General features: G+C 63.6%; 12 protein-coding genes. 5 read left to right on the top strand and 7 right to left on the bottom strand.

Annotated elements, in window-relative coordinates; translation table 11 throughout:
* Window positions 1-7 precede the first annotated feature (7 nt).
* Window positions 8-757: a substrate-binding periplasmic protein gene (locus AC07Y2_RS10710; RefSeq protein ID WP_039770030.1), complete on the bottom strand. Its 750-nt coding sequence runs from the start codon at window positions 755-757 to the stop codon at window positions 8-10.
* A gap of 145 nt (window positions 758-902) precedes the next feature.
* Here AC07Y2_RS10710 and dnaX point away from each other — a divergent pair, with 145 nt between their 5' ends.
* The 5 genes from dnaX to AC07Y2_RS10685 all read left to right on the top strand — a co-directional run bounded on the left by dnaX (window position 903) and on the right by AC07Y2_RS10685 (window position 6459).
* Window positions 903-2981 (top strand): DNA polymerase III subunit gamma/tau, encoded by a 2079-nt coding sequence (dnaX, locus tag AC07Y2_RS10705; RefSeq protein ID WP_103386400.1) that lies wholly within the window; start codon window positions 903-905, stop codon window positions 2979-2981.
* 67 nt (window positions 2982-3048) lie between these two features.
* Window positions 3049-3387 carry a YbaB/EbfC family nucleoid-associated protein gene (locus tag AC07Y2_RS10700; protein ID WP_007951650.1) on the top strand — a complete coding sequence of 113 codons (339 nt, stop codon included), beginning with the start codon at window positions 3049-3051 and terminating at the stop codon, window positions 3385-3387.
* A 148-nt stretch (window positions 3388-3535) separates the two neighbouring features.
* On the top strand, window positions 3536-4570 hold the full coding sequence (gene curA / locus AC07Y2_RS10695; RefSeq protein WP_074687639.1) for an NADPH-dependent curcumin/dihydrocurcumin reductase: 1035 nt from the start codon (window positions 3536-3538) through the stop codon (window positions 4568-4570).
* 66 nt (window positions 4571-4636) lie between these two features.
* On the top strand, window positions 4637-5239 hold the full coding sequence (gene recR, locus AC07Y2_RS10690) for a recombination mediator RecR (RefSeq protein WP_007951652.1): 603 nt from the start codon (window positions 4637-4639) through the stop codon (window positions 5237-5239).
* A gap of 71 nt (window positions 5240-5310) precedes the next feature.
* On the top strand, window positions 5311-6459 hold the full coding sequence (locus tag AC07Y2_RS10685; RefSeq protein ID WP_103386399.1) for an acyl-CoA dehydrogenase family protein: 1149 nt from the start codon (window positions 5311-5313) through the stop codon (window positions 6457-6459).
* Window positions 6460-6606: 147 nt separating this feature from the next.
* Here the strand turns inward: AC07Y2_RS10685 and AC07Y2_RS10680 are convergent, their stop codons facing one another.
* From AC07Y2_RS10680 to AC07Y2_RS10655, 6 genes are all read right to left on the bottom strand, one after another.
* The gene (locus tag AC07Y2_RS10680; protein ID WP_003223345.1) at window positions 6607-7155 is read right to left on the bottom strand and encodes an adenine phosphoribosyltransferase; all 549 of its coding nucleotides are present in this window, start codon (window positions 7153-7155) and stop codon (window positions 6607-6609) included.
* A gap of 78 nt (window positions 7156-7233) precedes the next feature.
* The gene (gene fnr / locus AC07Y2_RS10675) at window positions 7234-7968 is read right to left on the bottom strand and encodes a fumarate/nitrate reduction transcriptional regulator Fnr (RefSeq protein ID WP_039770035.1); all 735 of its coding nucleotides are present in this window, start codon (window positions 7966-7968) and stop codon (window positions 7234-7236) included.
* 199 nt (window positions 7969-8167) lie between these two features.
* Window positions 8168-9550: an oxygen-independent coproporphyrinogen III oxidase gene (hemN, locus tag AC07Y2_RS10670; RefSeq protein ID WP_103386398.1), complete on the bottom strand. Its 1383-nt coding sequence runs from the start codon at window positions 9548-9550 to the stop codon at window positions 8168-8170.
* Between the two features lie 82 nt (window positions 9551-9632).
* On the bottom strand, window positions 9633-10316 hold the full coding sequence (locus AC07Y2_RS10665) for a sulfite exporter TauE/SafE family protein (RefSeq protein WP_039770036.1): 684 nt from the start codon (window positions 10314-10316) through the stop codon (window positions 9633-9635).
* Window positions 10309-10521, bottom strand: coding sequence for a cbb3-type cytochrome oxidase assembly protein CcoS (ccoS, locus tag AC07Y2_RS10660; protein WP_007951659.1), 213 nt, complete (start codon window positions 10519-10521; stop codon window positions 10309-10311). The genes AC07Y2_RS10665 and ccoS overlap by 8 nt, the downstream gene beginning before the upstream one ends.
* A 22-nt stretch (window positions 10522-10543) precedes the next feature.
* Window positions 10544-12994 (bottom strand): heavy metal translocating P-type ATPase, encoded by a 2451-nt coding sequence (locus AC07Y2_RS10655; protein WP_103386397.1) that lies wholly within the window; start codon window positions 12992-12994, stop codon window positions 10544-10546.
* Between the last annotated feature and the right edge of the window lie 73 nt (window positions 12995-13067).

Here is a 13067-nt window from a genome sequence, read left to right as displayed (position 1 = left end):
GTCTGGCTTACGGCTCGCCGCCCGAACCACCGGTATACAACCGGATAATGTCATCAATCTCCCCCGACATTTTCATCCGCAGCAACGTCCTCAATATCTGCTGCACCGGCACGTTCGGATCATTGCGTACATAGCAGCCGACCTTCTGCTCCTGCAACACCGCCACCGCTTGCAGTTGTTGCCCCGGCAGCAGGCGCTGGTTGAACCAGTCCAGGGTCCATTGATTGCTCACGGCGTAGCGATAGCGGCCGGCCAGCAGTTTGTCGAGCACCTGCTCCTGATTGCGCGCGTCTTCGCGCCAGAGTCGGTCGGCGTCGAATATCGGTTGCAGCGTGGGGTAGCTGTAGCCGAGCACGGTGCCGATCGACTGGCGGGGCAGGTGGGCCGGATCTGCGCTGGTTGGTTGGTCCTGACGGCTGATCAGCAGGTCGCGCTGGAAGAACAGCGGGAGGCTCCAGATGTAATCGCCGGACAGGTTAGGCAACCAGGATTGTGCGGCATAGCAGCGCACGTCGACTTCGCCGTGTTCCATGGCGTTCTGCACCCGGGCGCGGGGCAGGACGTGAAATTGCGCCGGCACGCCGACCTGAGTCGCCAGGCTGAGCATCATGTCGTAGAGGATGCCCTGGGTCGGGCGGCCGCGTTCGATCTGCACCATCGGCATCGCCCAGCTGTCGGCAACGGCGAAGCGCAGTGGCGGTTGCGACGCCATCGCGCTCAGGCTGATTCCCAGTATTGCCCCCACGGCCCACCGCATAAACGCTCCGGTAATTCCCGATCCCGAACCGATAAAAGCCCCTGCCCATGCAGCTTAGCCAGAATAGACGAGCCCACCGGATGCAATTTTGCCCTTGCTCCGCTAGCATTAGCCGCTTCTGCTTCCTTTGCCGCGACGGTTTTCGATGAGTTATCAGGTTCTTGCACGTAAATGGCGTCCGCGCTCGTTCCGCGAAATGGTCGGCCAGACCCATGTGCTCAAGGCTCTGATCAATGCCTTGGACAGCCAGCGCCTGCACCACGCCTACCTCTTCACCGGTACGCGGGGCGTCGGCAAGACCACGATTGCGCGGATCATCGCCAAATGCCTGAACTGTGAAACAGGTATCACTTCCAGCCCGTGCGGCGAGTGTTCGGTGTGCCGCGAGATCGATGAAGGCCGTTTCGTCGACCTGATCGAGATCGACGCCGCGAGCCGGACCAAGGTCGAGGACACCCGCGAGCTGCTCGACAACGTGCAGTACGCCCCGAGCCGCGGGCGCTTCAAGGTCTACCTGATCGACGAAGTGCACATGCTCTCCAGCCATTCCTTCAATGCGCTGCTGAAAACACTCGAAGAGCCGCCGCCCTACGTCAAGTTCATCCTGGCGACCACCGACCCGCAGAAACTTCCGGCAACGATTTTGTCGCGATGCCTGCAGTTCTCCTTGAAGAACATGACGCCTGAGCGGGTGGTCGAGCATCTGACCCACGTTCTGGGCGCCGAAAACGTCCCGTTTGAAGACGACGCCCTGTGGCTGCTCGGCCGCGCGGCCGACGGTTCGATGCGTGACGCCATGAGCCTGACCGACCAGGCCATCGCCTTCGGTGAGGGCAAGGTGCTGGCCGCCGACGTGCGGGCTATGCTCGGTACGCTGGATCACGGCCAGGTCTACGATGTGCTGCACGCGCTGATCGAAGGCGACGCCAAGGCGTTGCTCGAAGCCGTGCGCCATCTGGCCGAACAGGGTCCGGACTGGAACGGCGTGCTCTCGGAAATTCTCAACGTGCTGCACCGCGTCGCCATCGCCCAGGCCTTGCCGGAAGGTGTCGACAACGGCCACGGCGACCGTGACCGGGTGTTGGCCCTGGCCCAGGCCTTGCCGGCCGAAGACGTGCAGTTCTATTACCAGATGGGCCTGATCGGTCGCCGCGACTTGCCGCTGGCGCCGGACCCGCGAGGCGGCTTCGAAATGGTCCTGCTGCGGATGCTGGCCTTCCGGCCGGCGGACACGGCGGACGCCCCGAGGCAACCGCTAAAGCCAGTGGGGATCAGCCAGGCCACAGTTGATTCCGCAAACTCAGTGGCTGCCGCGCCGAAACCTGCGCCGGTAGTTGCTGCGGCTGTTGCGCCCACACCCGCGCCAGCACCGGTGGTTGCGCCTGCTCCCGAGCCTGCACCGGTTGCCCAGGTGATTGTGCCGGAACCCGTTCCTGAGCCAGAGCCGGTTGCCGTTGAGGAAGTTGTCGATCTGCCGTGGAATGACCCGGTAGAACCGGCGCCTGTGCAGCAGCCAGCGGTGGAGCCCGTTCTGGAAACCACCGCCGAACAACCCGATTTGCCGCCAATGCCACTGCCGACCCCGGACAGCGTCGTGCCGGACGCCCCAGAGTGGGCCGCCGCGCCGATCCCCGAGCCGTCAGTAGCCGACGTCGATGCCGCCACACCGGGCATGGACATGGACGACGAGCCGCCGCTCGACGAGGACTACATCGAGCCGGACATGGATTCGGCCTACAGTTACCTCGACGATCTGGCCAGCGAACACGCCGCAGAACCGACTCCCGAACCCGAGCCGGAACCTGCCGCCGCGCCGGCCACCGGTCTGGCCCTGCAATGGCTGGAGCTGTTCCCGCAACTGCCGATTTCCGGCATGACCGGCAGCATCGCCGCCAACTGCACGCTGATCGCGGTCGATGGCGACAACTGGCTGATGCACCTGGACCCGGCCCACAGCGCCTTGTTCAACGCCACCCAGCAGCGTCGCCTGAACGATGCGCTGAACCAGTTCCACGGACGCACGCTGACCCTGACCATCGAGCTGATCAAGCCCGAACAGGAAACCCCGGCCCAGGCCGCGTCCCGGCGCCGTGCCAACCGTCAGCGCGAGGCTGAAGAATCGATCCACGGCGATCCGTTCATCCAGCAGATGGTCCAGCAGTTCGGCGCGGTCGTGCGACACGATACTATTGAACCTGTCGACGCCCTGGTCAGTCAGGGCTAATAACTGAGGGCGTCCGGCCTGTATGGCCGGGCGCTGTTTTGATCCAAGTACTTTTGAGGTGATTCCCATGATGAAAGGTGGCATGGCCGGCCTGATGAAGCAGGCGCAGCAGATGCAGGAAAAAATGGCCAAGATGCAGGAAGAACTGGCCAACGCCGAAGTCACCGGCAAGGCCGGTGGCGATCTGGTCACCGTGGTGATGACCGGTCGTCATGACGTGAAGAAAGTCAGCATCGACCCGAGCGTACTGCCGGGCCTGGACGAAGACGACCGTGAAGTGGTCGAGGATCTGGTGGCTGCAGCCGTCAACGCCGCCGTGCGTCAGATCGAAGCCAACAGCCAGGCCAAAATGGGCAGCATGACCGCTGGCATGAACCTGCCGGCCGGTATGAAACTGCCGTTCTGATTCGCCTTTGCGGGTTGGATGAGCTACAAAAAATGCCAGGCATCGCGCCTGGCATTTTTGTTTCCGGCTGACGAAACATCGAACGCGCAATAGCTGCAACGGTCTGCTCCCTATACCGCCGAATTCATCATTCAAAGGAGACGCTGACATGTCCGACCCTCTGACCCTCAATCAACGCTTCGTGCTTGCCTCGCGGCCGGTAGGTGCGCCAACGCCCGAGAACTTCCGTCTGGAGCGCGAGGCGCTGCCGGACCTTGAGGACGGCCAGGTGTTGCTCAAGACCCTGTACCTGTCGCTCGATCCCTACATGCGCGGACGCATGAGTGACGCGCCGTCCTACGCGGCACCAGTACAAATCGGCGAAGTGATGACCGGCGGTGCTGTCAGCCGGGTCGAGCAGTCGCGTCATCCGAAATTCCACCCCGGCGATCTGGTCGTCGGTGCCACCGGCTGGCAAAGCCACAGCATCAGCGATGGCCGCAACATCATCCCGATCCCGTCCGGCCTGCCGAGTCCGTCGATGGCGCTCGGCGTGCTGGGCATGCCCGGCATGACCGCGTACATGGGCCTGATGGACATCGGTCAGCCGAAAGAAGGGGAGACCCTGGTGGTCGCCGCCGCTTCCGGCGCAGTGGGCTCGGTGGTTGGCCAGGTGGCGAAGATAAAAGGCCTGCGCGCCGTCGGCGTGGCGGGTGGTGCCGAGAAGTGCAAATACGTGGTCGAGGAACTCGGCTTCGACGCCTGCATCGATCACAAGGCGCCGGATTTCGCCGAACAACTGGCCAAGGCCTGCCCCAATGGCATCGACATCTATTATGAAAACGTCGGCGGTCACGTCTTCGATGCCGTCGTGCCGCTCCTCAATCCCAAGGCGCGGGTCCCGTTGTGTGGCCTGATTGCTGGCTACAACGCTTCGGAAGCGCCGAAAGGCCCGGATCGCCTGCCCATGTTGCAACGCACCTTGCTGACCAAACGCGTACGGATTCAGGGTTTCATCGTGTTTGACGACTACGGTGACCGTCAGCCGGAATTCATCAGCGCCATGGTGCCGTGGGTACGCGATGGCAAGGTTAAGTTCCGCGAGGACGTGGTCGAGGGCCTGGAGCAGGCGCCTGAGGCGTTTATCGGGCTGCTGGAGGGGCGCAACTTCGGCAAACTGGTGGTGAAGGTCGCCCAGGACTGAGGATTTGACGCTGGCCGGAGGCGCGGGTATAAACCGCGTCTCGTTGTTTTGTCGGACTTTTTCCCCATGAGCTTCAGCCCTTTGATTCGCCAACTGATCGACGCCCTGCGAACCTTGCCGGGCGTGGGTCAGAAAACTGCCCAGCGTATGGCGTTGCAGTTGCTCGAACGTGACCGCAGCGGCGGTACGCGCCTGGCCCAGGCCTTGAGCCAGGCCATGGAAGGGGTCGGACACTGCCGCCAGTGCCGCACGCTGACCGAAGACGATCTGTGCCCACAATGTGCCGACACCCGTCGCGACGACACGCTGCTGTGCGTGGTGGAAGGGCCGATGGACGTCTACGCGGTCGAGCAGACCGGATTTCGCGGGCGCTATTTCGTGCTCAAGGGGCACCTGTCGCCGCTGGACGGCCTGGGCCCGGAAGCCATCGGCATTCCGCAATTGATGGCGCGGATCGAAGAGGCGGGCACCTTCACCGAAGTCATCCTCGCCACCAATCCGACCGTGGAAGGCGAGGCGACGGCACACTACATCGCCCAGTTGCTGCAGAACAAAGGCCTGATCGCCTCGCGCATCGCTCACGGCGTACCGCTGGGCGGCGAACTGGAGCTGGTGGACGGCGGCACGCTGGCCCACTCGTTTGCCGGGCGCAAGCCGATTTCCCTCTGAGTCACACAATCCTGTTGAAAACCAAGCAAGCGCTCGGTTAAGTTCGGCGAACCCTTCCATGGAGTTCGCCGATGCCCGCCTTCCAGGAATACTTCGACCCCAGCCACCAAATGGTCCGCGACAGCGTCAGACGTTTCGTCGAGCGCGAGATCCTGCCGGACATCGATGCATGGGAAGAAGCCGAGAGCTTTCCCCGTGAGCTGTACCTGAAGGCCGGTGCGGCCGGCATTCTCGGCATCGGTTACCCCGAAGCGCTCGGCGGCAGTCACGAAGGTGATCTGTTTGCCAAGATCGCCGCCAGCGAAGAACTGATGCGTTGCGGCTCCGGCGGGCTGGTCGCCGGGCTCGGTTCGCTCGATATCGGGTTGCCGCCGATCGTCAAATGGGCTCGGCCCGAAGTGCGTAACCGCGTCGTCCCCCAAGTACTCAGCGGCGAGAAAATCAGCGCGCTGGCCGTCACCGAGCCGGGCGGCGGCTCCGATGTCGCCAACCTGCAGACCCGCGCCGTACGCGATGGCGACCACTATCGAGTCAGCGGCAGCAAAACTTTCATAACCAGTGGAGTGCGCGCCGACTACTACACCGTCGCAGTGCGTACCGGCGCGCCCGGTTTTGGCGGCATCAGCCTGCTGCTGATCGAGAAGGGCACGCCGGGTTTCACCGTCGGCCGGCCGCTGAAGAAAATGGGCTGGTGGGCGTCGGACACGGCTGAATTGTTCTTCGATGATTGCCGGGTGCCCGTAGGAAACCTGATTGGCGCGGAGAACATGGGGTTCGCCTGCATCATGGGCAACTTTCAGAGCGAACGTCTGGCGCTGGCGCTGATGGCCAACATGACCGCGCAACTGGCGCTGGAAGAAAGCCTGAAGTGGGCGAAGGAGCGTGAAGCGTTCGGCAAACCCATCGGCAAGTTCCAGGTGATCAAGCATCGCCTCGCGGAAATGGCCACGGCGCTGGAAGTCTCGCGGGAGTTCACCTATCGGCAGGCGGCGAAGATGGCGGCAGGGCAGAGCGTGATCAAGGAGATTTCCATGGCCAAGAACTTTGCCACGGACACTTCGGACCGGATTACCAATGAGGCGGTGCAGATTCTTGGCGGGCTGGGTTATATGCGCGAAAGTCTGGTGGAGCGGCTGTATCGGGATAACCGGATTCTGTCGATTGGCGGCGGGACGCGGGAAGTGATGAACGAGATCATCAGCAAACAGATGGGACTCTGACTGATCGTCTCCACACGGAGGACTGATCGTTCCCACGCTCTGCGTGGGAATGCCTCAACGGACGCTCCGCGTTCGGCTTTGGAAGGGACGCGGAGCGTCCCGGGCTGCATTCCCACGCAGAGCGTGGGAACGATCAGGCGCGGGGTTTTATTTGTCAGTCAACGCAAACTGCGTCAGGCAAAACGTAGGAATCCCCATGTCCTCCAGACGCTGCGAACCACCCAGTTCCGGCAGATCAATGATCGCCGCCGCTTCATGAACGCGGGCGCCCATGCGGCGGATCAGGTTGGCCGCTGCGATCAGCGTGCCGCCGGTGGCGATCAGGTCATCGAACATCACCACCGAGTCGCCCTCGCACAGGCTGTCGGCGTGCACTTCGAGGAACGCTTCGCCGTACTCGGTCGCGTAACCTTCGGCCAGCACGTCCGCCGGCAGCTTGCCCTGCTTGCGGAACAACACCAGCGGCTTGTTCAACTGATAGGCCAGTACCGAACCGATCAGGAAACCACGCGCATCCATCGCACCGATGTGGGTGAAGTCGGCTTCGACATAGCGGTGGGCGAAGCTGTCCATCACCAGGCGCAGGGCCTTGGGCGACTGGAACAGCGGGGTGATGTCGCGAAAGATCACACCCGGTTTCGGGAAGTCGATCACGGGGCGGATCAGGGATTTGATGTCGAAGGAGTCGAAGACCATCGTCGAGGTGTCCTGGCAGGGCTGCAAACGGCGCAGTATACCCGCGGCTGAAACGATTCGCTCGGCCGCGAGTCGAGATCAGACTTCGAGCGAGCCGCCGGCCAGGGCGCAGAGCTGGATCGGGTCGAGGATGTGGATTTCCTTGCCCTCGGCGGCGATCAGTTCGTTCTGCTGGAAGCGGGTGAAGACCCGGGACACGGTTTCCACCGCCAGCCCCAGATAGTTGCCGATTTCATTGCGCGACATGCTCAGGCGGAACTGATTGGCCGAGAAGCCGCGAGCGCGGAAACGCGCCGACAGGTTGACCAGGAAGGTGGCGATGCGCTCGTCGGCGGTTTTCTTCGACAGCAGCAACATCATCTGTTGGTCGTCGCGGATTTCCCGGCTCATCACGCGCATCAGCTGACGGCGTAGCTGCGGCAGTTGCAGGGCCAGCTCATCAAGGCGTTCGAACGGAATTTCGCAGACCGAGGTGGTTTCAAGGGCCTGGGCGGAAACCGGGTGTTTCTCGGTGTCCATGCCGGACAGCCCGACCAGCTCGCTCGGCAGGTGGAAGCCGGTCAGTTGTTCTTCGCCGGTATCGCTCAGGCTGAAGGTCTTCAGAGCGCCGGAGCGTACTGCATAAACGGAATCGAAGGTGTCGCCCTGGCGGAACAGGAACTCACCCTTTTTCAACGGGCGACCCCGTTTAACGATTTCGTCCAGCGCTTCCATGTCTTCCAGATTCAGCGAAAGTGGCAGGCAGAGAGGGGCCAGGCTGCAATCCTTGCAATTAGCCTGGTTGTGAGCGCGCAGTTTAACTGGCTCGGACATTTCTTAAATCCTTGTGGGAAAACACACATAAGGCGTAAGGGTAACCCAGCGGAGGACATTCAGGCCAGCCTGTGGCGAGATTGCCCGGCCGGCAAAACGCCGCAGGGATGACGGCCGATAAACGTGTCTCGGACGGCGTGCAAGGCACCGTTTCGATGACCGCTATGGATACGCAGCCCCCTGCGTTGTTGATGAAAAGTCAGATCACCCGGGAAAAGCGTTGGCGATTCTGCTGTTCCAGATACGCATCGAACACCATGCACACCGAACGCACCAGCAGTCGTCCGGCCGGCAGCACGGTGATGCGTTCGCGATCCAGTTCGATCAACCCGTCCTGCGCCATGCCCTGCAATTGTGGCCAGAGCGCGCCGAAGTAGCCCTGAAAATCGATGTTGAAGCTGCGCTCGATCTCGGCGAAGTCCAGGCTGAAATTGCAGATCAGTTGCTGAATCACCGCGCGGCGCAGGCGGTCGTCAGCGTTGCACACCAGGCCTCTGCTGGTGGCGAGTTGCGCGCCGGCGAGGGTGTTCTGGTAGTGATTGAGGTCGCTGCTGTTCTGGCAGTACAGATCGCCGATCTGGCTGATGGCCGACACGCCCAGGCCGATCAGGTCGCAGTGACCGTGGGTGGTGTAGCCCTGGAAATTGCGTTGCAGGGTCGATTCTTCCTGAGCAATCGCCAGTTCATCGTCGGGCAGGGCGAAGTGGTCCATGCCGATGTAGCGGTAACCGGCGGTGGTCAGTTGTTCGATGGTGCGTTGCAGCATTTCCAGTTTCTGCGCCGGGCTCGGCAGTTCGTTGCCGTTGATCCGCCGCTGCGGCATGAAGCGTTCCGGCAGGTGTGCGTAGTTGAATACCGAGAGCCGGTCCGGTTGCAGGCTGATGACTTCCTCGACGGTGCGGGCGAAATTATCTGGAGTCTGCTTGGGCAGGCCATAAATCAGGTCGATGTTGATCGAGCGAAATTGCAGGGTGCGCGCTGCGTCGATCACCGCGCGGGTTTCCTCCAGACTTTGCAGGCGATTGACCGCCCGTTGTACCGCCGGGTCGAGATCCTGCAGGCCGATGCTGACCCGGTTGAAGCCCAATTCGCGCAGCAGGCCCATGGTCGACCAGTCGGCTTCGCGCGGGTCGATCTCGATGCCGTAATCACCGGAGTCATCGTCCAGCAGATTGAAATGCTTGCGCAGGTGCGCCATCAGTTGCCGCAATTCATCGTGGCTGAGAAAGGTCGGCGTGCCGCCGCCGAAGTGCAGTTGCTCGACTTTCTGCGTCGGATCGAGGTGGCAGGCGATCAGCTGGATTTCCTGCTCGAGCCGTTGCAGATAGGGCAGCGCGCGGCCGCGATCCTTGGTGATGACCTTGTTGCAGGCGCAGTAGTAGCAGATGTTCGCGCAGAACGGCACGTGCACGTACAGCGACAGCGGGCGCAGAGCCTTGCGGCTGTCGCGCAGGGCGTGGAACAGGTCGAAGGTGCCGACCTGGCTGTGAAATTGCACGGCCGTCGGGTACGAGGTGTAGCGCGGCCCCGCCAGGTCGTAGCGGCGGATCAAATCGGTGTCCCAACGAATGGCGTCGAGCATGCGGGCATTCCCCCGGATAGGCTGGCAGTGTGCCGAGTCTAGGGGAGGGCGCGAAAAGGCATCTTGATTTGCATCAACGGGATCAGTGGCCCATCAGCCAGTGCTGGTGCGGCCCCGGCAGGGTCCAGATACCGAACAGGATCACCAGCAGACCGCCGGCCATGCGCACGCTGCGTTTGCGCAACAGCGCCGTGACCCGCTCGGCCGCGAGGCCGGTGGCCAGCAACACCGGCCAGGTGCCGAGCCCGAAGGCGAGCATCAGCAATGCACTGTCCAACGCATTGCCCTGACTGGCCGACCACAGCAACGTGCTGTAAACCAGCCCGCACGGCAGCCATCCCCACAGCGCGCCGAGCAGCAAGGCCCGGGGCAGGCTCGACACCGGCAGCAAGCGGTTGGCGACGGGTTGAATGTAACGCCACAGTCCTCGGCCAAGGCTTTCGATGCGGGTCAGACCGCTCCACCAGCCCGCCAGATACAGGCCCATGGCGATCAGCAGCAACCCGGCCAAAACCCGCATGAACAGCGCGGCGGGACTGTTGGCCACCGCCCAACCGGCCAGCCCGATCAGCAGACCGGCCGTGGCATAGCTGAGGATTCGCCCGAGGTTATAGGCCAGCAACAATCGAAAGCGTCGGCTGCGTTGTTCCTTGGGAATCGCCAGGGTCAGTGCGCCCATCAAGCCTCCGCACATGCCCAGGCAATGGCCGCCGCCGAGCAGGCCAAGGATCAACGCAGACACCAGCAGCGGCGCCAGTTCAAGCATGGGGTGGCGCCTTGTCGTCCGGTTTGGCGGGGTTGGCTTCGTCCACAGCGGCAGTGTGGTTCGGGTCCTGGTCGTCGAACAGGATGCTGTGGGCCGGACCGTCGAGGTCGTCGTACTGGCCGCTGTCCACCGCCCAGAAGAAGATGTAGACGGCGATGGCCACGATCAGCAGCGCGGCCGGAATCATCACGTAGAGAGCTGGCATCTGTACTCCATGCCCGCGCGGCTCAGGCCGGCAGCGGGCGGGTTTCTGACGAGGCGCTGACGGCCGGCGCGCTCGGCAGGCGCGTCAGGCGCAGGGCGTTGAGCACCACGGTCAGCGAACTGATCGACATGCCGACGGCGGCCCACACCGGAGTGATCCAGCCGAGGGCGGCGAACGGCAACATGAGGCCATTGTACAGCGCGGCCCACAACAGGTTCTCGATGATCACCCGACGGGTGCGGCGGGCCAGCGTGAAGGCTTGTACCAAGGCGTCGAGGCGGTTGGACAGCAACACCGCATCGGCACTGGTTTTCGCCAGATCAGTGGCCGAGCCCATGGCCACGCTGATGTCCGCAGCGGCCAGCACCGGCACGTCGTTGACCCCGTCGCCGAGCATCAATACCTTGCGGCCGTCCTTGTGCAGTTGTTGCAGCACTTGCAGCTTGTCGTCCGGACGCAGACCGCCCCGGGCCTCGTCGATGCCCAGTTCGGCGGCAACACTGGCGACCATCGGCGAACTGTCGCCCGACAGCAGCAGCGTGCGCCAGCCGCGCGCCTTGCACGCGGCGAGCAGGGCCGGGGCGTCGTCGCGCAGACGGTCGTCGAGGGCGAACCAGGCCAGCGGTCCGTTACTGTCACCGAGCAGCAACCATTGCCCCGGTTCCTTCGGCATCGAGGGCACAGGCACGCCGCTGAGATCACAGACAAAATCCGCCTGGCCGATGCGCAAGCGTTGTTCGCCAACCAACCCTTCAAGCCCCAGGCCCGGCGTGCTGTGGACCTCTTCGGCAGCCAGCGGTGCGCGACCGAAGGCGCGGGCGATCGGGTGTTCGGAACGGTTTTCCAGGGCGGCGGCCAGGCTCAGGCATTGATCGTTGTCGAGGGCCCCGAGCGGGCGGATCGAACGCAGTACCAGTCGGCCTTCGGTGAGGGTGCCGGTCTTGTCGAAGATCACCGTGTCGATCTGATTCAAGCCTTCCAGCACATGGCCGCGCGTCAGCAGCAGGCCGAGTTTGTGCAGGGTGCCGGTGGCGGCGGTGAGGGCGGTCGGCGTCGCCAGAGACAGCGCGCACGGGCAGGTTGCAACCAGCATCGCGAGGACGATCCAGAACGCCCGTGACGAATCCAGTTCCCACCACAGCAGGCCGATGGCGGCCGCCGCGATCAACGACAGCAGCAGGAACCATTGCGCAGCACGGTCGGCGATTTCCGCCAGTCGTGGTTTTTCCGCCTGGGCGCGATCCAGCAGGCGGACGATGGCCGACAGCCGCGTGTCCTGGCCGAGTGCCTGCACCTCGACGGTCAGCGCACCTTCCACGTTCAGCGTGCCGGCGGTGACCGCATCGCCCTTGGTACGCGGTTGCGGCAGGTATTCGCCGGTCAGCACCGATTCGTCGATGCTCGACTGGCCATCAAGGATCTTGCCGTCCGCCGGCAGCACCGAACCGGGCTGCACCAGCACCCGGTCACCGAGGCGCAGTTCGCTGAGCAGGATCCGCTCGCTCTGGCCGGCGTCGTCGAGGCGCAGGCACGAGGCGGGCAACAGATTGACCAGTTGTGCGGTGGCAGCGGCGGTTCGCTCGCGGGCGCGACGTTCTAGGTAGCGCCCGGCGAGCAGGAACAGCGCGAACATGCCTACCGCGTCGAAGTACAGCTCGCCGACCCCGGTAATAGAGGTCCAGATCCCGGCGACGTAAGCCGCGCCGATCGCCAGCGACACCGAGACGTCCATGGTCAGATGACGGGTGCGCAAGTCGCGCATGGCGCCTTTGAAAAACGGCGCGCAGCTGTAGAACACGATCGGCGTGGTCAGGAACAGCGCGACCCAGCGCAGGATCGTATGCAGCTCCGGGCTGAGGTCGATGTTGAATTCCGGCCAGGTCGCCATGGTCGCCATCATCGCCTGGAACCACAACAGCCCGGCGACCCCGAGCTGGCGCAGGGCCAGGCGGTTTTCACTGGCCAGTTGTTCGCTGGCGCGGTCGGCCTGATACGGGTGTGCGGCGTAACCGATGTGGCGCAGTTCGCCGAGGATCTGGCTCAGCGGCAATTGCCCGTCAGCCCAGCGCACATGCAGGCGATGGTTGGACAGGTTCAGCCGCGCCTCGGCCACGGCGGGCAGGTTGCGCAGGTGTTTCTCGATCAGCCAGCCGCAGGCGGCGCAACTGATGCCTTCCATCAGCAACGTGGTCTCGGCCAGCTCACCTTCGTGGCGCACGAAGGGTTGCTGCACGTCGGCGCGGTCGTACAGCTCAAGCTCATCGACCAGTTGCACCGGCAGCGCTTCGGGGTTGGCCGAGGCTTCGCTGCGATGCTGGTAATAACTTTCCAGCCCTCCGGCGACGATGGCTTCGGCCACGGCCTGACAGCCGGGGCAGCAGAACTCGCGGGACTCCCCGAGCACGACGGCGGTGAAGCGACTGCCGGACGGGACGGGCAGGGCGCAGTGGTAGCAGGGGATTGGAATGGTCATGAGGCGTTCCGATGATCGTTCCCACGCTCCGCGTGGGAATGCCTCCCCGGACGCTCCGCGTCCGCTTCGGCTG

This window comes from Pseudomonas sp. GW456-12-1-14-TSB6 (assembly GCF_059424205.1).
Note: the sequence above shows the minus strand (reverse complement) of the source record. Positions and strands in the feature narration are given on the sequence as shown.

Excerpts from the sequence above, each read along its gene's own strand:
- AC07Y2_RS10710 (WP_039770030.1), bottom strand. The coding sequence starts at position 757 with ATGCGGTGGGCCGTGGGGGCAATACTGGGAATCAGCCTGAGCGCGATG.
- dnaX (WP_103386400.1), top strand. The coding sequence starts at position 903 with ATGAGTTATCAGGTTCTTGCACGTAAATGGCGTCCGCGCTCGTTCCGC.
- AC07Y2_RS10700 (WP_007951650.1), top strand. The coding sequence starts at position 3,049 with ATGATGAAAGGTGGCATGGCCGGCCTGATGAAGCAGGCGCAGCAGATG.
- curA (WP_074687639.1), top strand. The coding sequence starts at position 3,536 with ATGTCCGACCCTCTGACCCTCAATCAACGCTTCGTGCTTGCCTCGCGG.
- recR (WP_007951652.1), top strand. The coding sequence starts at position 4,637 with ATGAGCTTCAGCCCTTTGATTCGCCAACTGATCGACGCCCTGCGAACC.
- AC07Y2_RS10685 (WP_103386399.1), top strand. The coding sequence starts at position 5,311 with ATGCCCGCCTTCCAGGAATACTTCGACCCCAGCCACCAAATGGTCCGC.
- AC07Y2_RS10680 (WP_003223345.1), bottom strand. The coding sequence starts at position 7,155 with ATGGTCTTCGACTCCTTCGACATCAAATCCCTGATCCGCCCCGTGATC.
- fnr (WP_039770035.1), bottom strand. The coding sequence starts at position 7,968 with ATGTCCGAGCCAGTTAAACTGCGCGCTCACAACCAGGCTAATTGCAAG.
- hemN (WP_103386398.1), bottom strand. The coding sequence starts at position 9,550 with ATGCTCGACGCCATTCGTTGGGACACCGATTTGATCCGCCGCTACGAC.
- AC07Y2_RS10665 (WP_039770036.1), bottom strand. The coding sequence starts at position 10,316 with ATGCTTGAACTGGCGCCGCTGCTGGTGTCTGCGTTGATCCTTGGCCTG.
- ccoS (WP_007951659.1), bottom strand. The coding sequence starts at position 10,521 with ATGCCAGCTCTCTACGTGATGATTCCGGCCGCGCTGCTGATCGTGGCC.
- AC07Y2_RS10655 (WP_103386397.1), bottom strand. The coding sequence starts at position 12,994 with ATGACCATTCCAATCCCCTGCTACCACTGCGCCCTGCCCGTCCCGTCC.